We start from the raw sequence: 26,162 nt of genomic DNA, 5'->3' as shown, positions 1-26,162 counted from the left end.
CTCTTTGGGCCCACATTTAGGTGCGCTCATCCTCTTGAAAGGAAGAGAAATTCACGGTTGAAGCCGACTTTCCGCTGTGCGCAAAAGTTCGCTTCTCATGCCGTTTTAGCGAAGAGCCCGAAGTCACTGCCAACCTATGACTACCGCATCGGGATATAAATCGATAGCGCGGCGCATGCGACTTTCGGCACCCCCTCAAGATGAACTACGTGCGCATAATGCTGAATTTGTTGGAAGAGATCAAATTCGGTCGAGAGCGCGACGATGCAGCGCTACGACGCGAAGCAAATCTCGTCGAACCGCCATTCGACTCCACCTACAAATATTGACACGGGCCGCAATTAATATGAGATAAAACTTATTATCGACCGCAACACTTTCTATGCAATTGTCATCTCATATTGAAAGTCCAACAAGATGCACCTAGATTTGGCCATCACTCTTCCAGCCCCATTTTTTATAAATATCACACCACAGTATTATACGAGTCACTACCAATCAAAGTGGGCGCTCGCGCCAACCCCCACCCCGGCGCCTGCAATAATTATCATTAAATCATCGCTTGCATCTGCGTGCAGACGTGAAAGGTTAGAAGCAGCAATCAGACCAAGTTCCATGGATTCAATTCCATCATGGCAGATCTTTAATGACGCTAACCGACGAGCCACCCTACCAAGGAAAGGAATACGAACGCTCTCGAGAGCGAGCTCTCTAAGTGACGAGACATCAGAAAGCCTTCCCCTCCCCGCAGAAAATAAATCTGCAGATCGGCACTTGGCCTCAGCTACGAACAGCCTCCCCTGCTTTAGTGCAATAAAGTCCGGCGCCTTCCTCCGTCCAGACGATTCAATAAAGTATATTCGATTCTGAGAAGGCCGGGAAACGATTACCACCCAACCATTCGACTTGAACTTCTCAGCCACTAGGGCGACCAACTCGCTTTCATCCTTCAAAAGTAGATAACTCCATCTTCGAAGACGATAACATCTGCGGACCAGGAGTATAAGCGAACAAAATTCTTTACAACCTGCGATATACCCTCTCGCAAATGAAGTGTATAGATTGGAAGATCATTTCCAATCTTAGCCAGCGAAGTTTCCCCCAGAGGAGAGCCCTTCCAAGTAGTTGAAACGTAGGAAGCGAAATCCGAGAACTTCAATACACTTAGGTCGATGAACAAGTTTGCATCGCGTTCAACTGTGGTCGGGCCGAGACGGCAGAACAAGTAGTCAAAGACCAGCGGCTGCTGGGTGTATGGATCACCTCCCCGCAGGTGGATCCGTTTGAGTAAAGCGGCCCGCTTCTGTGCAGGGGTGCCACGCAAAACAGGGGTGAAAACTAGATTCCTAGATCGCTTCGCGATCCTATCAGGCACAGAAGTTGGCAACTTCAGCCCCTTAGTGTTCAGCCATGCTGATATTTCACCACCCGTTAAGAGCCTATTATTTGGCATATTTTCCGCCAAACGCATAAAATCTTTTACCTGCGGCACCTTTGCATACGCGCTGGATCGTAGCTCCTGCCTTAGTTCTACGATGAGTCGATCACGGCTTAAAGCATGCAAGTCAGCACCTTTCATCGAGGCATCGAGTACAAGATCAAAGAACTCGAATACTTTCTTTATACCAGCCGCCGTGGATGGTGGCAGGTCTGGCCAATACATATCTCCATCAAGATCAGCACCATTCGTTGACGGCCATTCAGCGATGTACATCGGCGTACTGTGAATTTCCATCACGCGATCGTAGGCAAAAAAGAAGAACGGATCGGTCTTTCCTTTGAAATTTTCTCGCGCCTCCATATCTCGTGGCGCCACAAATGCCCCCGGCACACCCTCTTGCGCGCAGCCAACCAAATTGGGAAATCGCTGGATCCAATGATCCCTAGCAGCGACGTGCTCAGTGACATCAAGGGCGAAAACTGGCGTGATGGGTCTACGCCCATCATCGATCGTGACGACCAAGTCCGGCTTAGCAAAGAATAGAAGCCTACGCAGCTTTTCTGGCAAGAACGCAAATGAACGCGATGAGTTTTGCTGAGGAAGACTTTCTATCTCCACCTCGATTAGTCCAGCAGCCTCAAGCGTCGCAATCGACGTATACCGCTGAAAATAGTGAGCCCAAGAAGCCTCTTTGTGATGAAGTAGCTTAACTTTCACCTTATTCATTACCCCCCCCATTCCATTTGAGAATAGCCACGCCATCATGCGGTATAACTCCCGCAGTCGCATGGCGAGTAATTTTCAGCCGCTGGCGCAATATTTCGTAGTGGAACTCGCCAACCAGCTCGCAACCAAGGTCAACAGCAATCTCTGTAAGAAGACGGTGCGTGTCGATTGGAACCTGTCGAATAGTATTAGTCCCGGTGACGATCACAAAGTGCCCACCAAGGCGGAGATTTTCCAAAATCCCTAGAAAAGCAGCCCTCATCTTTACGAAGAAGTCATAAACGATGTACGACCTCTTTGGCTCCCCTGCGTACACGCGCCGAATAATATCATTTAGCTCGGCAGAAGATGACCAATTCTTATCTACCGTCCATATTTTTTTGTAATCCTTTGCATACACCCTCTCGGTTCCATAGTAGCCCTTCTGATGCTCATTAATTTCAGTCCCTCCGAGCAAGTCAAGAAGAAGCAACTCATAGCGTGAGCTCATTGCATAGTTCATCGCATTGATATATGGAGGTGAAGTGACGACCAGGTCGTATTTCTCCATCTTCCCGCGGCTCGCCCAATCTCCGACGGATTCGGTCACAGACCGATGGGACGGGCGACTGGATAGGAGCTGGTTGAACCGTGCAAGCCGTTCTACATGCTGCGGAAGTCGACGAAGAAATAGCTCGACAGGACTTGCAGTCCCCGCTGCAACCTTTTTTGCATCTCGCTTGACCTTAATTTGTGCCGGGTCCTGATAGCTAAATGCCCTTATCGTAGAAGCTAGCGACACGAGGAAAAAATCCCTCAATTCTGGCTCAACGCTACTCTCAATAAGCCCCCTTATAGATGAAAACTGATTAATGTGATCCAAATTAAACCAAAATTCATCGAGCTCAAATCTCCTGAATTTATTTTCAGGAAGCTTCCCAGCGATTAGTGCCGACTGCAAAGATTCTGATGCACGAAGCAGATCAGACGTTTCGCAGACAGTAGTTTTCGCCCGTGCAAGCAAGGACGCCCACGGCGAAATATCAACCGATACTGCATTTCGGCCAAGGAGCATTGCCTCTACTGCGGTCGTACCCGACCCGGAGAAGGGATCAAGTACGGTATCACCCGCATTGGAATATTCCCTCACAGCCCAACGAGGGATCTCCGGAATGAACTTTGAAGGATATGGAATTAAGGAGTGAACGTGGCGATCCGAGTCATCCGATCTAATGGCTACAACGGATTTATTGCGCGGTGTCTCTGAAAGTTCGATTACAGGAACAGTCGGCGCAACAGTCGCGGCCGGACGCGTCACATTTCGACCGGAGGAAGATTTTGTTGACTCAAGAAGAACTACTCGCTGCATCTTTTTTTGTTTAGCAGAAGCTCCCGCTGATTCACGCGTGTCCTTAAAGGACCTCGAGACCAAGTTCAAGCCGTATGAACGCTCATCAACGAACTTGAATCCGGAATCTTTTGCCAAGTCCGCATACAGCTCGCTCATATTGACGAAGGATCCATTAATAACCGAATCCCCGACGAACAAATAAGCCAGCTTTGATGGCTTAAGAACGCGAGAAAGCTGAGACATCACCGGTCTCATACGAGCAATGAATGTATCGATCGGTGCTCGCTTGCTCGAGTGTTCGTACCTAGAACCAATTTCATCTGACTGCGCATCAGAAAAGCTAAAACCCAGCCAAACCATTCGCATCTTGTGATACAGGTAATAGTCAAAACTATTAGGGTAGGGTGGCGAGGTCACTATGAGATCAATGGAATTGTCCCCTAGAGTCGCGTCCGTTAGTGAAGAGATGGAAGAATTTATCACTTCAGGGGTTCGATCTGACTTCAATCCCAGCGAAGCCCATTCGGACGCAACGATTATCGACTTTCTAAGCTTTCGCTCAAACCGCTGAAGAACGAAGCCATCTTCGATGGATTTACAGACGGCTGTATACCTAGTCTCTGAATCTTGATTAGAAACTGATGTAACAATACTAGAAGCAACGCTCCTAAGAAATCCCCTCAAATTTTCACTATCGACCTTATTGACCTCCGAGAATATCCACGAAAGTTCGCGCTGAACGTTTTTTTGGAACCAATGGTCGATGCGAGGAAATTCTGGAACTCTAAGTCGACCCGCCACTCCCTTAACTCGAGCTTCGGCTACACGTTGCAGCATGCGTTCTGCAGTAATAATTTCATCTGCGTTTAGCGAGGTAGTCTTCGCTCGCGAGATCATCGCCGCCACCGGATTTGAATCAACGCCAACGCTCCGAACGCCTTGAAGTGCCGCTTCGACCAAAGTGGTTCCGCTGCCACAGAAGGGATCGAGCACTCGATGGCGCTCATTGACATGTTCAGCAATGACCTCCCGCGGAAGCTTGGGGATGTACTTGGCTGGATAAGGATGGAGGTTGTGGATCGGATGCCCCTCCGCGTCCCCCACATTCGTGTAGCTCGCAAGTCGATCCAGCAGACCAAGCTCGGGCGGGTTACTACTCTTCATTTCAATTTAGTTCTCACAATTCCGGGAGCGTAGCAGTGAAAAGACTTTTACCACGACCTCTCCATCAGTACCAGTCCTGCAGGAGAAAGAAAAAGGCGGCAGAGCCGCCCTTTTCTCACAGACCTGTCTCAGATCCTTAGACCCCAACAGGATTAGCCTTCTCCGGATCAATCTTGTACTGCTTGATCGCCCGGGCCACATCCTTCGCGGTCATCTTCCCGTCCTTCGCCAGCGCCGCAATCGCGGCATGCGCGATGTAGTACCGGTCAACCTCAAAGAACCGGCGCAGGTTCGCACGCGTATCCGAACGGCCAAACCCATCCGTACCCAGCACCGTGTACGACATCGGCACGAACGCACGGATCTGGTCCGCATACGCACGCACATAGTCGGTGGCGGCAATCGCCGGGCCCTGGCGGCCTTCCAGCAGCTCGGTCACATACGCCTTGCGCTGCTCACCTTCCGGATGCAGGCGGTTGGCACGCTCCACGTCGAAACCATCGCGACGCAGTTCGTTGAAGCTCGGGCAGCTCCAGATGTCGGCGGTCACGCCGAAGTCCTTGTCCAGCAGCTCGGCCGCGGCAATGGCTTCGCGCAGGATGGTGCCCGAACCCAGCAGCTGCACGCGCAGCTCGCCCTTCTTCGGCTTGCCGGCGTCGGTCAGCAGGTACATGCCCTTGACGATGCCTTCGGCTGCACCTTCCGGCATTTCCGGGTGGGTGTAGTTCTCGTTCATCAGGGTGACGTAGTAGTACTCGTCAATCTGATCTTCCATCATCGCCTTGGTGCCGTGCTGCAGGATCACCGTCACTTCGAAGCCGAAGGTCGGGTCGTAGCTGCGCACGTTCGGAATGCCACCGGCCACCAGATGGCTGAAGCCATCTTCGTGCTGCAGGCCTTCACCGTTCAGCGTGGTGCGGCCGGCGGTACCACCCAGCAGGAAGCCGCGGGTACGCATGTCGGCAGCCTGCCAGGCGATGTCGCCCACGCGCTGGAAGCCGAACATCGAGTAGTAGATGTAGAACGGCAGCATCGGCACGTTGCTGACCGAGTAGCTGGTACCGGCGGCCATCCACGAGCTGATCGCACCCGGCTCGCTGATGCCCTGCTGCAGCACCTGGCCGCTCTGGTCTTCGCGGTAGAACATCAGCTGGTCGGCATCGACCGGCTTGTACTTCTGGCCGAACGGCGCATAGATGCCGATCTGGCGGAACAGGCCTTCCATGCCGAAGGTACGGGCTTCGTCGGCCACGATCGGCACGATGTGCGGGCCCAGTTCCTTGTCGCGCAGGGTGATGTTCAGGCTCTGCACAAAGGCCATGGTGGTGGAGTAGCTGCGCTCGCCGCTGCTCTTCAGCAGGCGCTCGTAGCTTTCCAGCTTCGGTGCGTTGAAGCTCTTTTCGGCCTTGCGGCGGCGCTGCGGCAGGTAGCCACCCAGCGCGGCACGGCGTTCCTGCAGGTACTGCACTTCCGGCGAATCCGGGCCCGGGTGGTAGAACGGCACCTGGCCATCGGCCAGCTGCGCGTCGGTCACCGGAATGTTGAAGCGGTCGCGGAAGTGGCGCACCGCTTCGTCGTCCAGCTTCTTGGTCTGGTGGGTCGGGTTCAGTGCCTCACCGGCGCTGCCCATGCCGTAGCCCTTGACCGTCTTGGCCAGGATCACGGTCGGCATGCCCTTGGTGTTCACGGCCTGGTGGTAGGCGGCGTACACCTTGTGCGGGTCGTGGCCACCACGGTTCAGGCGCCAGATGTCGTCGTCGGAAAGACCGGCCACCATCGCAGCGGTTTCCGGGTACTTGCCGAAGAAATGCTCGCGGGTATACGCGCCACCGAAGGCCTTGCAGTTCTGGTATTCGCCGTCGACGGTTTCCATCATCAGCTTCTTCAGGACGCCATTGGTGTCCTTGGCAAGCAGGGCATCCCAGTAACCGCCCCACAGCAGCTTGATGACATTCCAGCCGCCGCCACGGAACACGCCTTCCAGTTCCTGGATGATCTTGCCGTTGCCGCGCACCGGGCCGTCCAGGCGCTGCAGGTTGCAGTTCACCACGAAGATCAGGTTGTCCAGGCCTTCACGGCCGGCCAGCGCGATGGCACCCAGGGTTTCCGGCTCGTCGCTCTCGCCGTCGCCAATGAAGCACCACACCTTGCGGTCGGACTTCTCGATCAGGCCACGGTTTTCCAGGTAGCGCATGAACTGCGCCTGGTAGATGGCGGCCAGCGGGCCCAGGCCCATCGACACGGTCGGGGTCTGCCAGTATTCCGGCATCAGCCACGGGTGCGGGTACGACGACAGGCCGCCGCCGTCCACTTCCATGCGGAACTTGTCCAGCTGCTCTTCGCTGATGCGGCCTTCCAGGAAGGAACGCGCGTAGATGCCCGGGGCGCTGTGGCCCTGGATGAACAGCAGGTCGCCCGGGTGGTTCTCGCTGGGGGCGCGCCAGAAGTGGTTGAAGCCCACGTCGTACAGCGTTGCGCCGGAGGCGAACGAGGCGATGTGGCCGCCCAGGTCACCCGGCTTGCGGTTGGCGCGCACCACGGTGGCCATCGCGTTCCAGCGGATGATCGAACGGATGCGCCATTCCAGTTCGGCGTTGCCCGGGCTCTTGGCCTCCAGCTGCGGCTCGATGGTGTTGACGTATTCGGTAGTGGGAGAGAACGGCAGATAGGCACCCGAACGACGGGTCAGTTCCACCATGCCTTCCAGCAGCTGATGCGCGCGCTCGGGGCCCTCGACATCAATAACGGCCTTCAACGACTCGATCCACTCCTGGGTTTCCACAGGATTCGGGTCGTTGTTCAGCACCTCGTTCAACCAGTTCATTAGCGCTCCCATTACCGCACGCACGCGCGCGACTGTTGATAGATTTCTAGACCGCAAAGTGTAGCGCACCAAGGGCTTTCGTCACTTGGCTACGCTGGCGTATGGAGGCAGGCCACCCCTGTCTGCATGGCATGTCCCGGGACGTCCACCGGCGGGACAAAGCACTGCTGCAGGCCGCTGTGGCTGCCTGCAAGGGCTGCGCCAGCTGTCGCTTGCGGCCTGCTGCGCCCATGCGCAGGACGCAGTGTTACTGCTGCGGATGACCGTTGTGGGGCAAGGCCGGCGCCGTGTCGGCGTTGTCTGACGGGCTGCCGCTGAACCCGCGACAACATGTCGCGCGCGCCTCTCGACGCGGGCGGCGCCGCTGCGCACGGTTGGCGGCGAGCAGGCCCCTTCCCGCGGTTCGCCGCTTGTCTGCTGCGCCCCGCCCGGGGCGGAAACCCGCAGCGCCGTTGCGCGGCCCGATACGGATGTCAGGCCGCGCAACGGTGGCCTGCGCCGCGCGCAACCCTGCCCTGATCCGTTGCGGTAGCTGGCTGCATGGCCCGATCTGGCAAGCGTTGTGGCCGAAGCCATGCTTGTCGGGTCCGGCGTATCGATATATCGTTTGCGGCACACGTTACCGATATATCGAAATGGGCCGCTCCCCCTCCCCCAAAAGCCGCACCGACGATACCGCGGTACCCCGCCGCAACGGCCAGCCGCGCGTGCTCAGCCGTGGCGACCTGCGCCTGCTGGTGCTGGCGCTGATCGGCGAGCAGCCGCGCCACGGCTACGAGTTGATGCAGCACATCAGCACCATGTTCATGCAGGCCTACACCCCCAGCGCGGGCACCATGTACCCGCTGCTGGCCAGCTTCGAGCAGGCCGGCTGGGTGGCGTCGGAAGAGGTGGACGGCCGCCGTGTGTTCCGCATCACCACCGCCGGCGAGTTCGAACTGAAGGTGCAGCGCACCCAGGTGCGATTGGCGCAGCGACGCGCGTTCGACCGCGCACGCGAGATCACCAAGGCCTCGCTGCCGGCGCCACTGGCCGCTGCCCTGCGCGAGTTCAAGCTGGCGCTGGTGCACCACCACGGGCGCTGGGCCGACGGCGAAGCCGAGCAGGTGGCCGCGCTGCTGTCGCGCGCATCGGCGCTGATGAACGGCTAGGCCGGCGACGTGTCCTCTCCCTTTTCTACGACCCAGCCAGACTGAATCCAGCCAGGTCTTCCCCATGCCGCGCGCCCCCGCGCGACCTTCTGACAGGTACCCCCATGACCGAACATCACAACTCGCGCCTGCGCCTGGATGTGCGCTTCCGTGAACTGACGGTGCAGCGCACCGAGACTGTCACCCCGCACATGCGCCGCATCGTGCTGGGCGGCGACGACCTGGCCGGCTTCGATTCGCCCGGCGCCGACGACCACATCAAGCTGTTCTTCCCCAACGCCAGCGGCGAGATGGTGCTGCCGGTGCTGACCGCCGAGGGCCGCAGCTACCCGGAGGGCAAGCAGCCTTCGCCGGCGCGCGACTACACCCCGCGCTGGTGGGACCACGAAACCGGCGAACTGGCCATCGACTTCGTGCTGCACGACCAGGGCATTGCCGGGCCGTGGGCCGAGCGCGCACAGGCCGGCGACACGCTGGTGATTGGCGGCCCGCGCGGTTCGTTCGTGGTGGCCGACAGCTACGACGCCTATGTGCTGATTGGCGATGAGACCGCGCTGCCGGCCATCGCCCGCTGGCTGGACGTGCTGCCCGAAGGCGCGGAGGTACAGGCGTATATCGAAGTGGCCGACGAGGACGAGCGCCAGGATCTGCCGCAGTACGAGAACGTGCGCATCCACTGGCTGGAGCGCAATGGCTTCCCGGCGGCCAGCAGCACGCTGCTGGAAGACATGCTGACCGACTTCGAGGCGCCGGACGGCGATGCGTTCTACTGGATCGCCACCGAATCGCGCCGCGCATGGATGATGCGCAAGTTCATCGAAGGCCACCTGGGCGTGCCACGCGACTGGATCCGCTCGACCGGCTACTGGAAGGCGCACCCGGACGAACAGGACGGCGATTGACCGGGCAGCGGGTGGGTGCGGACCGTTGGTCCGCACGCCTTTGACTATGTAGAGCCGAGCCCATGCTCGGCTGCTGTTCTATCCGCCCTCGCGCTACGCGCGATGAGCCGAGCATGGGCTCGGCTCTACAGGAGCGCTGGGCGCCACCTGCCGCACCCACCCGAACCGGTGCGCGGCCCAGATCTCCAGCGCCAGCAGCAGCGCGATGATCGCCAGCGGCAGCAGCAACCCCAGGTACACGCCCGGCATCATGCCGTTGATCTGCGCCTTCACCAGCCGCAGCACCCCGCGCGTATGCAGCAGTTCGTCGATGCGCACGGTCAACGCCTCGCGCACCATCTTCGGCTCCAGGCCGACCGTGCCGGCCTTGTCGATCAGCGTGTCTTCCACCATCGCCCGCAGCAGCCCGGCGCGCACCTTGCCGATTACCCAGCCCACGCCACGCGCCATCGGCCCGTCACCCAAACGGTCCACGCCGGGCAGCGGATGCTCGCTCAGGTAGATCGCAGCCAGCGAATCCGCGACATCACCCACCGTGCCCTGGCTCTGCAGCGCGGCACGCATGCGCTCGTCTTCCAGCGAGGCGGTGAAGCCGCTGCTCCAGCCTTCCACCATCGTCTGCAGGTGCGGCTGGAAGTGGTCGAGCTGCTTGAACAGCGCGCGGTGTGCGCCGGCGGTGAAGCCCAGCTGCAGGCCGAAGAACGCGACCAGCAACGGCAGCAGCACCACATACGAGGCCAGCAGCCCGTGGTGCCAACGCCGCTGCCGCCGCAGCCAACCGCGCCGATGCAGCCAGCGCCAGGCGAGGATACCCAGCGCCAGCCCCAACAGGGTGCCCAGCACGCTGCCGCCGATCAGATCGAGCACGCTCAGGCCGGTCCAGAACTCGCCAAGCCAGTACTGCGCTTCCTGCATGGTGTTGCCTTCCGTGGTTCAGTGCGGCTGCCATGGTAACCGCGACCCCATGCGACAATCGCGCTCCTTTCCTGCACCAACGAGGCCCCGCGTGGGCAAATTGACCCTGAGCGGCGTGGACACGCTGCGTACCCGCCTGGCCGACGACAGCGCCTGCGACGCAGCGCTGTCCGCCTTCGCCGACCCGGCTGCGGCGCGCGCACCGCTGCGTGAGCTGGTCGAGGCACAGCACCGCTACCTGCAGGCCGAACATGAAGTGGCACAGGTGGCCGACATCCTGCGCCGCGACCAGAAGTACGCGCCGGTGGGGCGTCCGTCGGTGCATATCGTGCAGCTGCGCAAGCAGCAGGCGTCTACCAGGCAGGCGGCGCTGATCGCCCGCCAGGTGGTGGCACAGGCCGCGCAGACATTCGTGCGCGCAAGCGGGTTGGTGGTGAAAGCCAAGCAGAGCCCGAGCGAAGCGTCGGCCGCGTGGCTGGGTACGCTGCGCTGAGCGCGCATACCCGGTAGTGGCCAACCTTGGTTGGCCTGCGGATTGATTGTGTGCCGACCAAGGTCGGCCCCCACCAAAGTCCCAAAAAAAGAAGGCCCGCTTTTCAGCGGGCCTTCTGCCTTCTCACAACGAGTGAGCGGGATGTTGCATCAAGCCGCCGGCTTCTCGCCGGTGGCTTCGGTGGTGATGCGGATCTTCACTTCATCGCTGACGTTCGGGGCGTAGGCGCCGACGCCGAAATCGCTGCGCTTGATGGTGGTGGTGGCATCGAAGCCGGCGGCCGGAACCTTGGCCATCGGGTGCTCGCCGCCGCCGTTGACGGTGACGTCCAGGGTCACAGGCTTGGTGATGTCCTTGATGGTCAGGTCGCCGATGACGGTCAGCTTGTTGGTGCCGGCCGATTCCACCTTGGTGCTCTTGAACTCAGCGGCCGGGAACTTGGCAGCGTCGAAGAAGTCGGCGCTCTTCAGGTGCTCGTCGAACTTGGCGGTGAAGCTGTTCAGGCCGCTCAGCGGCAGCTTCACGGTGACGGTGGACTTGGTGACGTCGGTGGCGTCGTACACCAGGGTGCCTTCGGCGTTGCCGAAGTGCGCGCTCGGGTTGGAGAAGCCGAAGTGGCTCCACTGCGCCAGCACGTCGGTGTGGGTCGGGTCGAGCTTGTAGGTGCCCGAGGCGATGGTGATGGCGGCAGCCGCCGGGGCGGCAGCAGCGGCATCGGCGGCCGGGGTGGTGGCAGCCTGTTCGGTGGCGGCCGGGGCAGCAGCATCAGCCGCCGGGGCAGCGGTATCGGCCGGCTTGGAGCAGGCGGCGATGGCCAGGGTCAGGGCCAGCGGCAGCAGCAGTTTACGGGTGGCGCTCATCTCAGGGACTCTCCGGATCGTAGGGTGGGAACACAGTGCAGCAATGGCCCGCCACGGCGGGCGGGCCCGAAACCGATACAGCGACTTACGCGATGCGCGCCGCTTCGTCGAAGGACAGACGCGGCAGACGGGGGAACAGGCCCGAATCGTCACCGTACCCCAGGTTGACCAGGAAATTCGACTTGATGCTGGTGCCGGCGAAGAACGCTTCATCGACCTTGGCATTGTCGAAGCCGGACATCGGGCCGGCATCCAGGCCCAGCGCGCGTGCGGCCAGGATCAGGTAGGCCCCCTGCAGGCTGCCGTTGCGGAACGCGCCTTCGTGGCGGCCTTCGCGCGGGCCGTCGAACCAGGCCTTGGCATCGGTGTGCGGGAACAGGTACGGCAGCTTCTCGTGGAAGTCCTGGTCGAAGGCCACGATGACGGTGACCGGGGCGGCCAGGGTCTTGTTGTGGTTGCCTTCGGACAGCGCCGGTGCCAGCTTGGCCTTGGCTTCGGCCGACTTTACGAACACGAAGCGCGCCGGGCTGCCGTTGGCGGCGGTCGGGCCCCACTTCAGCAGGTCGTACAGAGCGTGCAGCTGCGCGTCTTCGACCGGCTTGTCGAGGAAGGCGTTCTGGGTACGGGCGGTGCGGAACAACTGGTCCAGTGCAGCAGCGTCGAGCGCGTGAGACATCGGTGGATCTCCAGGGCGGCTAAGGTCAGTGCCCGCGGGCGGCGCGGGGCGAAACGTCGATCCGCAGTGTAGAGTGTCGCGACTGTTGCAACACCCAGCAGGATTGAAACGAATTAATGCCAATGGTGAAACGATCGAGCACGCCATGGACGGTCACCGATGGCCGTGCCGGTAATGTCCGCCAGGCCGTGGCGCTGGCGACGGCGCTGCGCCTGGGCAGCCACCGCCCCCTGGTACTGCAACCCCGCGCGCCGTGGCGCTGGCTGTCGCCGCGGCGCTTGCCCAGTGATGTAAACGGCTACGGCGAGGCGTTCGCGTCCCTCGCTGCCGAGGCGCCTGCGCTGGCGATCGGCTGTGGCCGCCAGGCCGCCGGTGCACTGCGCGTGCTGCGCGCGCGTGGCAGCCAGGTGGTGCAGATCCTCGACCCGCGCATCGGTTGCCGCCACTGGGACGTGGTGGTGGTGCCCGAGCATGACGCCCTGCGCGGCGGCAACGTGCTGACCCTGATCGGCAGCCTGAACCCGGTGGACGATGATTGGCTGGCCTGGGGCCGCGCCGCGTTCGCCAGCTTCAGCACCCTGCCCGGCCCGCGCACCGCACTGCTGGTGGGCGGCCCCACGCCGCTGGCACCGTGGGATGAGACCGCGATGGTGCACGTGTTCCAGGCGCTGGCCGAACAGATCCGCAGCGAGGGTGGCAGCCTGCTGGCAACTACTTCGCGACGCACGCCGCCGGCGCTGGCCGAGATCCTGCGGGCGAAGTTCGCCGACCTGCCGCATGTGATCTGGGGCGATGGCGGCGATGGTGTGAACCCGTATGCCGGTCTGCTCGGCTGGGCCAACCGGGTGGTGGTGTCGCCCGATTCGGTGAACCTGCTGTCCGAGGCCAGCGCCACGCGCATGCCGGTGATGGTGGCCCTGGCCGATACCGCGCAGGGACGGCTGGCGCGCTTCCAGCAGCAACTGCGCGAGCGCGGGCGGCTGCAGACACGCTGGCTGGACTGGCAGTACGACCGCATCGAACCACTGCGCGAGACCACGCGGATTGCCGCCGAGGTCAAAACGCGGCTGGCGTTGGGGTGATGCCGTCCAGCGCTTTTTGAACATTTCGATCCGTCGGCGCAGTTAGAGTCCAGCCTCCCCCTCGGACTGGACGTCCCCATGCGCATCCTGCTTCTGTTGCCGCTGGCCCTGCTGGCGGCCTGCTCTACCACCCCCACCGAACTGGACCCGCTGTCGCACGCCTGCCAGCAGCAGCTGGATGCCTACCGCGAGCAGCCGGCGCTGCGTAATCCGCGCAACGAGCGCCCGCCGTTGCCGATCGCGCCGATCAGCGATGCCTGCGACAAGGAACTGCGGCGCAAGGGCGTGGAGCGTTGATTCTGGCGATGCGGGTATGATCGGCGCGCGGGCCTGCCCGCCTCTGGAGCGGTATACATGGAACGTCTGCATCGCCTGCGCTGCGCCCTGCTGCTGTTGATGGTCCTGCTGGCCTCCGCGCCGGCGTGGGCCGACAGCGGCACCTGCGTTGAGCGCTACCCCAGCGTGGCCGCGCAGGCGGCGATGTTCGATGTGGCGTGGACCACCGCCGAGCGCCTGGACGCGCTGCCCGATGTGGACGTGGTGGTGGCCGCACGTGGCGGCCAGGACCTGAGCCGCTACGGCCTGCGCCACAGCCATCTGGCCTTCCTGCTGCGCGAGGACGATGGCCGCTGGCGTGCGATGCACCTGCTCAACCGCTGCAAGACCGACAGCTCGCAGCTGTACCGCGAGGGCCTGGGCAATTTCGTCGGCGAGAGCGGTACCCATACCGATCTGCGCATCGGCGTGCCGCCGCCAGCGTTGCAGCTGGCACTGAAGCGGATGCTGGCAGCACCGGCGATCCAGCCCAAGGCGCTGCACGAATCGAAGTACAACGTCGTGGCCTATCCGTTCGCCACCGACTTCCAGAATTCCAACCAGTGGATCCTGGAAATGCTGGCCGCAGCGATGGCGCAGGCCGAAGGTGGCCCGGTGATCGTCAAGCGCGAACAGGCACAGCAATGGCTGCGCGCGCAGAAGTTCCAGCCGAGCGTGCTGCATATCGGCCTGGGCAAGCGCGTGGGTGCGCGCCTGTTCGTGGCCAACGCCACCACCACCGACCATCCGGCCAGTGAACGCATTTCCGGCAACTACTCGGTGGTGACGGTGGAATCGGTATTCGACTTCCTGCACCAGCGCAGCCAGCTGCAGCAGGAACTGGTGATCCCCCACGTGCCGGTGGCCGGCGCCGCCGCAGCCAGCCCCTGAATCCCGCAAGGAGAACGACATGCGCCTTCCGCAAGCAATCCTGTTGCCGCTACTGATCCTGACTGGCCTGGCCTGGTCGACAGCCGCCCATGCCGAGCGGCGCATCGTGATCATCCACGACCCGGGCCCGCAGGGACCGAGCCTGGAGATGTCCACGCAGATGGTGGCGTCGGCGCGTGCGGCGGCAGCCAAGGAAGCCCAGGATGCGGCCGACGCCGGCCAGCCCCTGGCCCGCCGGCAGCAGATCAAGCTGCCGCAGATGCAGGTGAGTGCCATCGCCACCACCGTCGATGGCCGTCGCGAAGTACTGCTGCGCGATGCCAACGATCCCCAGAACACCGCATCGATGCAGTACCCGCGCGGCATCGGCGATCCTGCCGTGCAGTTCACCGTCGGCCAGACCGTGAACTTCGAGCCGACCGGCAACGACCAGGGCTGGCAGCTGAAGGACAACCAGGGCCGCCCGCTGGAATACCTGCCCGAGGCCACCGGCCCGCGCGACATCTTCGATACCCGGCGCTGAGCCGCCGTCCCCACGTTGACCAGGAGGTCTCCATGTTCCGTTGCCTGCGCATTCCCGCGTCTGCCCTGCTGCTCTCGGCGCTGTTGGTGCCCACCGTCCACGCCGGCGCCGCGCCGCAGTTGAACAGCAGCGAAGTCAGCGTGCTGATCACTTCGGTGATCGTTCTGTCGGGACCACTCGCACTGTCAGCCGACCTGTCCGAACTGTCCAAGGCGCCGTTCAAGGCCAGCGAGCGCGGCAACAAGACCCCTCGCACCAAGGCGGTGCCGCTGCCGCCGATGGAAGTGAAGAAGGTGGAGACCACGACCACCGGCGAGCGCCAGGTGCAGCTGCAGGTGCCCGGAAAGGCCGACCAGACCGCCACCCTGCGCTGGCCGGCACAGGTCCGTGAGGACCAGACGACGGCCTTCGTGGTTGGCCAGCAGGTGCAGTTTGATCCCACCGAGGCCGGTGCGGGTTGGACCGTGAAGAGCGCGCAGGGCCAGGCACTGGCCTATGTGCCGACGGCCTATGCCGCCGGCGACGCGCTGAGCGAGCAGCTGTAAAGCTGAACGGCCGTTTTTGGCTTTGCGGCGGGCCGGGCGGATAATGGGCGATCCCCTTTTTCCCCTGGCTCGCCATGTCCGCGCGTCCTGCGCCTGTTTTTGCCCCGTTGACCGCCCGCGCCCTGGTGCTGGCGGTGCTGGCCATGGGCGCGGTGGTGCTGCTGTCCAACGTGCTGGTGCAGTACCCGATCAATGACTGGCTGACCTGGGGTGCTTTCAGCTACCCGGTGGCCTTCTTGGTCAGCAACCTGATCAACCGCCGCTTCGGCCCGGGCCCGGCCCGCCGCGTGGCGTGGATTGGTTTTGCGGTGGCGGTGCTGCTGTCGGTGTGGGTGGCGACGCCGCGCATTGCGATCGCTTCGTGCTCGGCCTTCATTGTGGCCCAGCTGCTGGACATCACCGTGTTCGATCGCCTGCGCCGCGGCAGTTGGTGGCGCGCACCGATGGTGGCCACCACCTGCAGCGCCACGGTGGACACCACCATCTTCTGGTCGATCGCCTTCGCCGGTTCCACCCTGCCGTGGGTGAGCTGGGCCGCGGGCGACCTGGCGGTGAAGCTGGCGATCGGCGTATGCCTGCTGGCCCCGTTCCGTGCGCTGCTGTGGAAGATGGCGCCGCTGCGTACGGCCGGCTGACCGCCTCACCGGTAGGTGCCAACCTTGGTTGGCACACTCCGTCAGCGTTCATGGCGCCGGCAACAGCGTGCCAACCAAGGTTGGCACCTACCAACAGCAAGCCGTCGCACGGTGGGTTGCAACAGCAGATCTTCGCCCGGTAGGTGCCAACCTTGGTTGGCACACTCCGTCAGCGTTCATGGCGCCGGCAACAGCGTGCCAACCAAGGTTGGCACCTACCAACAGCATTCCATCGCACGGTGGGTGCCAACAACAGGCCATCACCCGGTAGGTCAACGTTGGTTGGCACACTCCGTCAGCGTTCATGGCGCCGGCAACAGCGTGCCAACCAAGGTTGGCACCTACCAACAGCATTCCATCGCACGGTGGGTGCCAACAACAGGCCATCACCCGGTAGGTGCCAACCTTGGTTGGCACACTCCGTCAGCGTTCATGGCGCCGGCAACAGCGTGCCAACCAAGGTTGGCACCTACCAACAGCAAGCCGTCGCACGGTGGGTTGCAACAGCAGATCTTCGCCCGGTAGGTGCCAACCTTGGTTGGCATCCACACCAACTGCACTCAGCTGAACGGTAGCTCCGCGGCGATGCACGCGGCGCGGATGGCCGCACACGCCTCTTCGATGGCGGGCGTCGTCGGCGCCAACCGTGGCCGGCGATCCAGCGTGCAGGCCAGCCCTACTTCCAGCAGCGTGGCATGCGCGCCATGCAGCGCCTGTGTGGCGGCTTCGGGAAGGAAACCTGCCGCTGCCAACGCGTCGATCAACGCCGGCGTGGCACGCGGCTGCAGCAATGCAGGTGTCTGCACACTGCATGCCAGCACGCCGGTCTGCAGCAGGAACTCCAGATCGACCACGCCGCCTGCGCCCTGCTTCAGGTCGAGCCGCGCGGCATCGCTGCGGTCCAGTTCGGTGCGCATGCGCCCGCGCATCTTCAGAACATCGGCATACAACGTTGTGCGATCACGTTCGCGGCCCAGCGTCTGCGCACGCACCTGTTCGAAATCCTGCAGCAGGCTGGCATCGCCGGCCACGCCGCGTGCACGCACCAGCGCCTGGTGCTCCCAGGTCCATGCACGATCACGCTGGTACTCGGTGTAACTGGCCAGCGAAGACACCAGCGAGCCCTTGCCACCATCCGGACGCAGGCGCACGTCGATGTCGTACAGACGGCCGGCGGCAGTTACCGCAGCCAGCAGCGCCATCACCTTCTGGGCCAGGCGCGCATACCAGCGGCCCGGCTCCAGCGGGCGCGCGCCGTCACTGGCTTCCACACCCGCCGGGTGATCGTGCAGGAACACCAGGTCCAGATCCGAGCCGAAGCCCAGCTCCAGGCCGCCCAGGCTGCCGTAACCGATGATCGCGAAGCGGCCACCGGCAATCACACCGTGCGCGGCATGCATGTCGGCCTCGGCCATCGCCAACACCGTGATGACCACCGCCTGCGCCAGTTCGGCCAGTTGCCGGGTGCTGTCGACCGCACCCTGGCGGCCATCCAGCGTGGCCATGGCCATGCGGAAACTGAGGGCGAGCCGCGTTTCGTTGAGCCAGCGCAGCGCCGATTCGGGATCTTCCACCGTCAACACCTGCTGGCATTCGGCCAGCATGCCGGCCGCGTCGGGCATCGGCCCGGACACGCGTACGTCCAGCAGTTCGTCCAGCAGCAGCGGATACGCGGCCAGGCGTTCGGCCAGCAGCGCGCTGCGTGCGAGCACGTCGACCAGTCGCGCAAGCGCGCTGGGCTGTTCGTCCAGCAGCGCCAGGTAGCTGGTACGGCGCAACACTGCCTGCAGCAGGCCGAGCACGCGCTTGAGTGCGGCGTCGGGCTGCGGTGAACGGGTGGCAGCGTGCAGCAGCGCCGGCAGCACGCGGTCCAGCCGCGCACGCGCCGCATCGGACAGCGACTTCACGCCCGTGCCCTGGGCGAAATCGCGCAGTGACTGATCGGCGCCATTGGCATCGAGGAAACCGGCCTCGGCCAGCAGCGGCGCGTTGCTGCCCTCGGGCAGGCTGCGCCAGTAGTTGGCCAGCGCATCCGGCGCGGCCTGGCCCTTGCGCGGGGCCAGCAATGCGGCGAACTCGGTACTGACGCGCTGCTGCTGCACGCTTAATGCAGCGCGCAGCGCATCCCAACCGGCATAGCCGAGGCCGACGGCAATGCGTTCGCGATCCAGTACATCGGAGGGCAGCACATGGGTCTGTGCATCGCGCAGCATCTGCAGGCGGTTTTCCAGGCGGCGCAGGAACAGGTAGGCCTCGCGCAATGCGGCGCCATCGTCGCTGGCGATCTGCCCGGCAGCGACCAGTGCATCCAGCGCGACCAGCAGCCGCCGCTCACGCAGCGCCGGCTCGCGGCCACCGCGAATGAGCTGCAGCGCCTGGCACAGGAATTCGATTTCGCGGATGCCGCCAGCGCCACGTTTGATGTCGTCGTGCATCTCGCGGCGCACGACCTCGGCGGTGATCGCCGCCTTCATCTCCCGCAGGCCATCAAGCGCGGTGAAATCCAGGTAGCGGCGGTACACGAACGGACGCAGGGTCTGCAGCCACGCCTCGCCGGCGGCGATGTCACCGGCCACCGCGCGCGCCTTCAACCACGCATAGCGCTCCCAGTCGCGGCCTTCGCGCTGGAAATACTGATCCATCGCCGCGAATGACAGCGCCACACGCCCGGCGCTGCCGAACGGACGCAGGCGCAGGTCGACGCGATGGCTGAAGCCATCGACGGTGGTTTCATCCAGCAGCTTGGCCAGGCGCTGGCCGAGCCGGGCGAAATACTCTTCGGCCGCCAACGCGCGCGGGCCGTCGGACTCACCGCCCTGCACGTAGGCGTAGACCAGGTCGACATCGGAACTGAAGTTGAGCTCGCCACCGCCCAGCTTGCCCAGGCCGAACACCACCAGCTGCTGCGGCTGGCCGTGGTCATCGAGGATCACTCCATGGCGCTGGGCGAACTCCTGCTGCAGGGCGTCCAGCGCCAAGCGCAGGCAGTCCTCGGCCAGCGCGGTGGCTCCGGCGAGAGTCTGTGGCACATCGTCGAGCCCGGCCAGGTCGCGCCAGATCAAGCGGGTCGACATCGCCGTGCGCCAGCGTCGCAGCTGCGCCGGCCAGTCGCTGGGCTGCAGCGGGTCGAGCACCGGCGCCGGCAGTGGCGGGCAGCCCGGCGCGGACAGCTGCGCCAGCAGGCCGGGCTGGCGCACCAGGGTGTCCAGGGCGAAGTCGCTGCTGATGGCCAGCTGCACCAGCATCGGCTGCAGCTCGGCCGGGATGGGATCGGGTACTGCCTGGGCCAGGCGCGCCAGTGCGCGGTCGACGAGGGGCTGCAGGGTGGCGGGCAATTCGGCGGGGGCGAGGGTCATACCCTGATTCTCGCGGGGTGGCATCTCTTTGCCAACGGCGAAGGGCTGTGACCCGTTGCTGCGATCTTGCCGAAGGTTGCTGGGGGTGCCGGCCAGCGGCCGGCACTACCAATAGTGCAGACCGCGTATTCATCTTCGGCGACAGGCAATAAAAAAGCCCGCTTGCAGCGAACTGCCAGCGGGCTCTGCTCCCTCCCCCACGTCGGGATGCAGGACCATCGTGCGGTGTACGAAAGTACTTTGCACGCTGCACTGCAAAACAAAACCGGCGGGTATGGGAGAGGCCTTGCCGGAAACGCCATTCCACGAAGGTAGAACGCCCCGTACGGCAGGGGATGGCCGATAATCGGGATTCCCCCCAGAAACGCTGTCGTCATGACTGTTGATCGCATCGCCAACGCGCGTCTTCGTGACCGCGTGGTCTCCGCCGAGGCCGCAGCCGCGCTGATCCAGCCCGGTGAAACCGTGGCCATGAGCGGCTTTACCGGCTCCGGTTACCCCAAGGCCGTTCCCGTTGAACTGGCCCGCCGCATCGAATCGGTGCATGCCCAGGGCCTGCCCTTCCAGATCAGCCTGATGACCGGTGCCTCCACTGCGCCGGAACTCGATGGCGCGCTGGCCAAGGCCGATGGCATCGCCATGCGCATGCCGTTCCAAAGCGACCCGGATGCGCGCAACCGCATCAACGCGGGCAAGCTGGATTACATCGACATCCACCTCAGCCACGTCGCCCAGCACGTCTGGTTCGGCTTCTACGGCGAGATCGATACCGCCGTGATCGAGGTTTCGGCCATCCGCGAGGATGGTTCGCTGGTACCGTCCACCTCGGTGGGCAACAACAAGACCTGGCTGGACCTGGCCAAGAAAGTGATCATCGAGGTCAACGAGTGGCAGCCGGCCGGCGTCGATGGCATGCATGACATCTACTACGGCACCGCGCTGCCGCCGCACCGCAAGCCGATTCCGCTGGTCAATGCCAACGATCGCATCGGCGAGACCGCGCTGCGCTGCGACCCGGACAAGATCGTGGCGGTGGTGCGCACCAATGGCCCTGACCGCAACAGCCCGTTCAGCCCGATCGATGCGACCAGCGAGCAGATCGCCGCGCACCTGATCGAGTTCCTGCAGCACGAAGTGAAGCGCGGCCGCCTGCCGGCCAACCTGCTGCCGCTGCAGTCGGGCGTGGGCAACATCCCCAACGCGGTGCTGGCCGGCCTGGCCAAGAGCGGTTTCCGCGACCTGGCCGCGTTCACCGAGGTGATCCAGGACGGCATGCTCGACCTGCTGCGCGACGGCGTGCTGAGCTATGCCTCGTGCACCGGCTTCGCACTGAGCCCGCAGGCCAACGAGACGTTCAAGGAAAACATCGATTTCTACCGCGAGCGCATCATCATGCGCACGCAGGAAATCTCCAACCATCCGGAACTGGTGCGCCGCCTGGGCTGCATCGGCATGAACGGCATGATCGAAGTGGACCTCTACGGCAACGTCAATTCGACGCACGTGATGGGCACGCGGATCATGAACGGCATCGGCGGTTCGGGCGACTTCGCGCGCAATGGTTTCCTGTCCGCATTCCTGAGCCCGTCGACGGCGAAGAACGGCACCATTTCGGCGATCGTGCCGATGGCCAGCCACGTCGACCACACCGAGCACGACGTGTCGGTGATCGTGACCGAACAGGGCCTGGCCGATCTGCGTGGCCTGACCCCGCGCAAGCGCGCGCAGGTGCTGATCGACAACTGCGCGCACCCGGATTTCCGCGCGCAGCTGCAGGACTACTTCGACCGCGCCAGCCGCGAGAGTTACGGCAAGCACACCCCGCACCTGCTGCCGGAGGCGTTGTCGTGGCACCAGCGGTGGCTGGATACGGGCACGATGAAGGGCTGACGCCCGCTTCTGTGGAGCCGAGCATGGCTCGGCTCTACAAATGGCAGCACCGCAACATCCCTGTAGAGCCGAGCCCATGCTCGGCTCCGCGGCACGCGCCTTATCCGCGCAGCGCCGCCAGCGATTCGGCCTGGATGCGCTCGTAGATCTCGAACTCATCGTTCACCGCCGCGCCCAGCGCCTGTTCGAAGGCTTCGCGATTGGCATGGGCGGCGTACGCGCGCTGCTCGCCACCACCCAGGTTCGACTGGAAGATGCCGGCGGCGCTGACCGGCAGGAAATCCTCGTAGACGATCGGATCGGCCGTGGCCAGGCCGGCAGCCACCAGCACTTCGGCCGGCAGGTCGGCCACGCGTTCCGGCGCGGCGCGGCCTGCGTCGGTCAGCTGGTAGCGGTAATACCCCAGGCCTTCCTGGCGCAGGGTGTCATGGTCATCCGGGAAGCTGGCGAACACCGCCTGCAGGCGCTGGCCGTAGTCACCGCCGGTGCTGCCCGCGCCGCCGGCATCGCGTGCCTGCGTCAGCAGCTGGTCGTACAGCGCGCGACCCTTCGCGGTCAGTGCCAGGCCGCGCTGCTCGATCTCGCCGAAGCGCGCGGTATGGGTACCGGCGTCGCCGCCCTCGTTGCCCGGGAAGTGCACCGCCTCTTCCAGCGCCTTGAAGCTGGTCTGCCGCAGCAGGATCGGGCAGGCGCGGCGCGGCGGGCCCTCGATCACCGCCTTGGCGGCCATGCCGTGCTCGATCATCGCCGCCTGTGCAGCGTCGATGTCCAGCGTGCGCGGGGTCAGGTGGTTGATGTGCGGGCCACGGAAGCTGACCACATCGGCCACCAGCCGGTGCGCCTTGTGCAGCGCGTGGTAAGTCGGCAGGTCGACGGTGGCGTCGCCATGCCAGCGGAAGGTCTCCAGCGCCTGCTCGACGAAGCGCTCGGCATCGGCCTGGCTCAGGCCACCGTCACGCTCGGCCTGGTCGATCAGCGCCAGCGCGTCGTCGGTGAAGATGCGACGACGGGCGAGGATCTCGGCCGACTGTGCTCGCAGCGCCTCGTCTTCGATCAGCTCCAGGCGCAGCAGCGAGGTGAACACGCGGAACGGGTTCAGTGCCAACGCAGCGGCGGTCAGCGGGCGGAAGGCGGTGGAATGCACCGGCACGCCGGCCACCGACAGATCGTAGTAGCCCACCGGGTACATGTCCATCACCGCGAACAGGCGGCGCAGGGTCGCCAGTTCCTGCGGGGTGCCGACGCGGATCGCGCCATGGCGTTCTTCATCCAGGCGGGCACGCTCGTCGTTGCGCAGCAGCTGCGCGGCCAGCGCCGGGTCCTGCGCCAGGACCTGCGTGTTGATCCGCTCCACCAGTTCCACCAGCGTGCCGTACAGCGGCACTTCGGTGCGGTACATGCGGGACATGGCCTGGGCGAACAGGCGGCGGATCACATCAGGCGAAACGAAAGAGGCGCTCATCAGTCACTCGGTTACGGGAACGGGGAACGGCGAGAACCCGTATTGTCGCCGGAGTGCGCGGCGGCGGCGATACGCATAGCAACATGACCAGCGGCCGGCACTACCGCTTCAACTGGCGCTTCAGCGTGGCATCCAGGGTGATCGGCCGGTCCCAGTGCTCATAACTGGCGACGATGGCATGGCGTACGGCGCGGTAATGCAGGTTCTGCGGCTTGGCCGGCATCCGCTTCACCACCTCGGCCCAGCCGCCCTCGGGGTCCTGGCTGAAGGCGCGCACGCTGTCGCGGCAGGTCTGGCCACTGGCCTTGGCCCAGAAGCAGGCGAAGTAGATGTCGCCGGCCTGCCACTGGTGGGTGGTGGCCAGCGCGGCGATGTAGCCGCGCGGTACACCGGCGTAGCGCGATACCTCGTCGAGGAAGGCATCGGGGTAGCGCTCGGCGTAATGGTTGATGTCGGCCAGCTGGGTGTCGACCCAGGTGTCGCCGGTATCCACCTCGTAGGTCGCCGAACGTTCGGCGGTCTGCTGGGCCAGCACGATGGCCGGCGCCAGCAGCAGGGACAACAGCAGCGTGCGCAGTGGCAGTTTCATGACCCGATTCTGCCGCAGCGGGCGCGCCGTGTCAGGCCGCGGCAGCGGCCTTGGCCTCGATCGTCGCCAGCGCGGCCGGCCAGTCCCAGGCGGTATCGGCGTTGACCATGCGCGGTTCGTCGTCGGCCACGCCGTGCTGGGTCTCGTGCGCCCAGGTCACCGCGTACGGGGTATGGATGCCCCAGCCGCCGAGGGTGATCACCGGTTCGATATCCGAGCGCAGCGAATTGCCGACCATCACGAACTGCTGCATCGGCAGATCGAATTCGGCCAGCACGCGGGCATAGGTTTCCGGGTCCTTCTCGGACACGATCTCGATACGCGGGAACAGGTCCGCCAGCGCCGCCACCTTGATCTTGGCTTCCTGGTGGAACAGGTCGCCCTTGGTGATCAGCACCACCGGGAACTGCGCGGCGATGGCCGCCACCGACTCGCGCACGCCGTCGATCAGTTCGACCGGATGGCGCAGGGTGTCGTGGCCGATGTCGAGGATGCGCTGGATGTCCTTGGCCTCGATGCGCTGCGAGGTGATCTCGATGGCCGCTTCGATCATCGACAGCGTCATGCTCTTCACCCCGTAGCCGAACACACCGAGGTGGCGCTGCTGCACTTCCAGCAGGTGGCGGGCGGTCTGGGTGTCATGGACGTCGATGTAGCGCGACAGCAGGTCCAGATAATCCTGCTCGGCCTTGCGGTAGTAGTCCTCGCTCTTCCACAGCGTGTCGTCACCGTCAAAACCGACCAGGCCGATGGCGCGCGAGGGCGCAGGCGTGGAGGTGTTCATCGCCCTAGGATACAGGCGCGGCGATGACGAAAAAAACCCGGGTGGCCGAAGCCACCCGGGTTGCCCATGCACCGGTTGTCCCGAATTCAACCGTGGATCAGCGACCCTGGCCCGCAGCCGTGCCACCCGCGCCGGCACCCGCCTGCTGGGCGGCCACATAGGCCTTGTACTCGTCGGCGCTCAACTGGCCATCCTTGTTGGCATCTGCCTGGTCGAACACCTGGGCAAGGCCCGCATTCACCTGCGCCTCGCTCTTGCTGATGGTGCCGTTGCCATCGGTATCGATGCTGGCCCAGGTCTGGCCACCGCCGTTGGCCTGCGCCGACGCTGCTGCGGCCGCATCGGTCGCCTGGTCGGCCGCCTGGCCAGCCTGTGCCGCCGCCTGCTGGGCCTGCGCCGCTTCGTTCTGTGCATGCGCGGCCTGCTGCTTGGCCGACTGCGCCATCGCCGGGATGGCCAACACGCTGCCGGCGGCGGCGATCAGGGCGATCAGGGGCTTGCGGTTGCGAATAGTCATCTGGGGTGTCTCCTGAAGGGTGGTAGTGCGCGGTCGTTGTCTCCGCACGGCACCCACCCTGCCACCGCGTTTCTGAATCGATTTTGCGCGGCGATCGCCGCGAACACGCGTGGTTAACCACCCACGCAGACGCATGCGTTAGCGCGGTGGTTAGTGCCAAGTGAGCAGGGAGTAAGACGAGCATTCAGCGCTACCGGATTTAACCGGCAGCGAACGAAAAACCTGGGTCAGTCGACGTTTTTTTCCGATGACCGCGAACTGAACAACACCCATCCCAGCGCAACACCGGCAAGCGCACCGGCGATCTCCAGCACCACGCGGCTGCCCAGTTCGTTCGGATCGTGGATAGTGGACAGGAACAGGCGCGCATACAGCGGCGACTCCAGCCGCACGATGCCCATGTAGAACAGCTTCCAGGCGTCGATGCCGGCGGAGATGATCACCGCGATGACGCACGACCAGCCGATCGCGTGGCCCACGGTCCAGTGCAGCAGGCGGCACAGGTGGTGCCACAGGAAATACACCAGCAGGCCGACCAGCAGGGCGATGAGGCCCGCTTCGAGCGTACCGAGCAGGCCGAAATGCAGGGGAAGGTTCATCGGGCGGGGACGCAGGAGAAGGCGGCCAGTGTAAGGGGTATCGGCAGGGCTGCGCCCTGCACCCGCAGAGGCCACTGCGCAAGCAACGGCAACGGCCAAAGCAACGGCAGGCATTCCGTGGGATGGCGGGGCGGTGTCGGACTGCCTTCGACAGGTTCCCGGCATTTGGTAGATCCACGCCATGCGTGGATGGATCTCCATCGAAATCGAATAGTTCGACAATTGAACGAAGAGCACCCACGCATGGCGTGGATCTACGTGTCGACCAAGGTCGACACCCACCACAAGGTCGACACCAACCAAGAGCAGGCCATGCCATTCCAATAGATCGCGGAAATCTGTCGAAGGCGGGGTGGGTCCGGTTGCGGGGGTGTAAGCGCCATGGATGGCGCGCCCAAGCCTCCATGGGTGAGGGCGCTTTGCTTGCGAAGCACTGCTTCGCAAGCGCCCGAACGCACAGCCGCCAGCGGCTGGGCAGGTCTGGGGATTCAC

Annotated in this window: 22 protein-coding genes; 10 read left to right on the top strand and 12 right to left on the bottom strand. The window is 63.7% G+C overall.

The genetic code is table 11. The features are described from left to right. Positions 1–949: 949 nt before the first annotated feature. The 3 genes from WKB25_RS19365 to aceE form a co-directional block, all read right to left on the bottom strand. On the bottom strand, positions 950–2,167 hold the full coding sequence (locus WKB25_RS19365) for a hypothetical protein (RefSeq protein WP_340572483.1): 1,218 nt from the start codon (positions 2,165–2,167) through the stop codon (positions 950–952). Further along, complete coding sequence (locus tag WKB25_RS19360; RefSeq protein ID WP_340572482.1) at positions 2,160–4,661, bottom strand: site-specific DNA-methyltransferase; 2,502 nt, start codon at positions 4,659–4,661, stop codon at positions 2,160–2,162. Before WKB25_RS19360 ends, WKB25_RS19365 begins: the two co-directional genes overlap by 8 nt. 136 nt (positions 4,662–4,797) lie before the next feature. After that, on the bottom strand, positions 4,798–7,485 hold the full coding sequence (gene aceE / locus WKB25_RS19355) for a pyruvate dehydrogenase (acetyl-transferring), homodimeric type (protein WP_099841795.1): 2,688 nt from the start codon (positions 7,483–7,485) through the stop codon (positions 4,798–4,800). 635 nt (positions 7,486–8,120) lie between these two features. On the opposite strand from aceE, the gene WKB25_RS19350 reads away from it, so the two are divergent. Together WKB25_RS19350 and WKB25_RS19345 are read left to right on the top strand one after the other, a co-directional pair. Continuing rightward, positions 8,121–8,636, top strand: coding sequence for a PadR family transcriptional regulator (locus tag WKB25_RS19350; RefSeq protein WP_340572481.1), 516 nt, complete (start codon positions 8,121–8,123; stop codon positions 8,634–8,636). 104 nt (positions 8,637–8,740) lie between these two features. Continuing rightward, positions 8,741–9,538 carry a siderophore-interacting protein gene (locus tag WKB25_RS19345; protein ID WP_340572480.1) on the top strand — a complete coding sequence of 266 codons (798 nt, stop codon included), beginning with the start codon at positions 8,741–8,743 and terminating at the stop codon, positions 9,536–9,538. Positions 9,539–9,631: 93 nt separating this feature from the next. On the opposite strand, the gene WKB25_RS19340 is transcribed toward WKB25_RS19345, so the two are convergent. Beyond that, the gene (locus WKB25_RS19340) at positions 9,632–10,453 is read right to left on the bottom strand and encodes a hypothetical protein (RefSeq protein WP_340572479.1); all 822 of its coding nucleotides are present in this window, start codon (positions 10,451–10,453) and stop codon (positions 9,632–9,634) included. A gap of 91 nt (positions 10,454–10,544) precedes the next feature. On the opposite strand from WKB25_RS19340, the gene WKB25_RS19335 reads away from it, so the two are divergent. After that, entirely contained in the window at positions 10,545–10,946 is a 402-nt protein-coding gene (locus tag WKB25_RS19335; protein WP_340572478.1) for a hypothetical protein, read from the top strand. A 149-nt stretch (positions 10,947–11,095) separates the two neighbouring features. On the opposite strand, the gene WKB25_RS19330 is transcribed toward WKB25_RS19335, so the two are convergent. Both WKB25_RS19330 and WKB25_RS19325 read right to left on the bottom strand, forming a co-directional pair. Continuing rightward, positions 11,096–11,806, bottom strand: coding sequence for a YceI family protein (locus WKB25_RS19330; RefSeq protein WP_340572477.1), 711 nt, complete (start codon positions 11,804–11,806; stop codon positions 11,096–11,098). Between the two features lie 85 nt (positions 11,807–11,891). Then, positions 11,892–12,482: a malonic semialdehyde reductase gene (locus WKB25_RS19325; protein WP_025878215.1), complete on the bottom strand. Its 591-nt coding sequence runs from the start codon at positions 12,480–12,482 to the stop codon at positions 11,892–11,894. Between the two features lie 122 nt (positions 12,483–12,604). On the opposite strand from WKB25_RS19325, the gene WKB25_RS19320 reads away from it, so the two are divergent. The 6 genes from WKB25_RS19320 (at position 12,605) to WKB25_RS19295 (ending at position 16,473) form a co-directional block, all read left to right on the top strand. After that, a complete protein-coding gene (locus WKB25_RS19320) occupies positions 12,605–13,564 on the top strand; it encodes a mitochondrial fission ELM1 family protein (protein WP_340572476.1) in 960 nt (319 codons plus the stop codon). A gap of 78 nt (positions 13,565–13,642) precedes the next feature. Beyond that, positions 13,643–13,861, top strand: coding sequence for a hypothetical protein (locus WKB25_RS19315; protein ID WP_340572475.1), 219 nt, complete (start codon positions 13,643–13,645; stop codon positions 13,859–13,861). A gap of 57 nt (positions 13,862–13,918) precedes the next feature. Then, positions 13,919–14,770 carry a DUF2145 domain-containing protein gene (locus WKB25_RS19310; RefSeq protein WP_340572474.1) on the top strand — a complete coding sequence of 284 codons (852 nt, stop codon included), beginning with the start codon at positions 13,919–13,921 and terminating at the stop codon, positions 14,768–14,770. A gap of 19 nt (positions 14,771–14,789) precedes the next feature. After that, on the top strand, positions 14,790–15,293 hold the full coding sequence (locus tag WKB25_RS19305) for a hypothetical protein (RefSeq protein ID WP_340572473.1): 504 nt from the start codon (positions 14,790–14,792) through the stop codon (positions 15,291–15,293). A 32-nt stretch (positions 15,294–15,325) separates the two neighbouring features. Further along, a complete protein-coding gene (locus WKB25_RS19300; RefSeq protein ID WP_340572472.1) occupies positions 15,326–15,838 on the top strand; it encodes a hypothetical protein in 513 nt (170 codons plus the stop codon). A 74-nt stretch (positions 15,839–15,912) separates the two neighbouring features. Then, positions 15,913–16,473, top strand: coding sequence for a queuosine precursor transporter (locus WKB25_RS19295; RefSeq protein ID WP_340572470.1), 561 nt, complete (start codon positions 15,913–15,915; stop codon positions 16,471–16,473). 560 nt (positions 16,474–17,033) lie between these two features. Here WKB25_RS19295 and glnE read toward each other — a convergent pair. Continuing rightward, entirely contained in the window at positions 17,034–19,829 is a 2,796-nt protein-coding gene (gene glnE / locus WKB25_RS19290; RefSeq protein ID WP_340572469.1) for a bifunctional [glutamate--ammonia ligase]-adenylyl-L-tyrosine phosphorylase/[glutamate--ammonia-ligase] adenylyltransferase, read from the bottom strand. Positions 19,830–20,204: 375 nt separating this feature from the next. On the opposite strand from glnE, the gene WKB25_RS19285 reads away from it, so the two are divergent. Then, the gene (locus WKB25_RS19285) at positions 20,205–21,719 is read left to right on the top strand and encodes an acetyl-CoA hydrolase/transferase family protein (protein ID WP_340572468.1); all 1,515 of its coding nucleotides are present in this window, start codon (positions 20,205–20,207) and stop codon (positions 21,717–21,719) included. Positions 21,720–21,819: 100 nt separating this feature from the next. Here the strand turns inward: WKB25_RS19285 and WKB25_RS19280 are convergent, their stop codons facing one another. The 5 genes from WKB25_RS19280 to WKB25_RS19260 form a co-directional block, all read right to left on the bottom strand. Next, positions 21,820–23,181: a VOC family protein gene (locus WKB25_RS19280; protein ID WP_340572467.1), complete on the bottom strand. Its 1,362-nt coding sequence runs from the start codon at positions 23,179–23,181 to the stop codon at positions 21,820–21,822. 100 nt (positions 23,182–23,281) lie between these two features. Then, entirely contained in the window at positions 23,282–23,770 is a 489-nt protein-coding gene (locus tag WKB25_RS19275) for a hypothetical protein (protein ID WP_340572466.1), read from the bottom strand. Positions 23,771–23,801: 31 nt separating this feature from the next. Further along, positions 23,802–24,554, bottom strand: a complete 753-nt coding sequence (locus WKB25_RS19270) for an HAD family hydrolase (protein WP_340572465.1) — start codon at positions 24,552–24,554, stop codon at positions 23,802–23,804. Between the two features lie 97 nt (positions 24,555–24,651). Further along, on the bottom strand, positions 24,652–25,071 hold the full coding sequence (locus WKB25_RS19265; protein ID WP_340572464.1) for an EF-hand domain-containing protein: 420 nt from the start codon (positions 25,069–25,071) through the stop codon (positions 24,652–24,654). Positions 25,072–25,298: 227 nt separating this feature from the next. Further along, positions 25,299–25,670, bottom strand: a complete 372-nt coding sequence (locus WKB25_RS19260) for a hypothetical protein (RefSeq protein ID WP_340572462.1) — start codon at positions 25,668–25,670, stop codon at positions 25,299–25,301. Positions 25,671–26,162: the final 492 nt, after the last annotated feature.

This window comes from Stenotrophomonas sp. G106K1, from assembly GCF_037969685.1.
GTDB lineage: Bacteria > Pseudomonadota > Gammaproteobacteria > Xanthomonadales > Xanthomonadaceae > Stenotrophomonas > Stenotrophomonas lactitubi.
The sequence above is the reverse complement of the archived record's forward strand: the minus strand, read 5'-3'. Positions and strand labels throughout refer to the sequence as shown.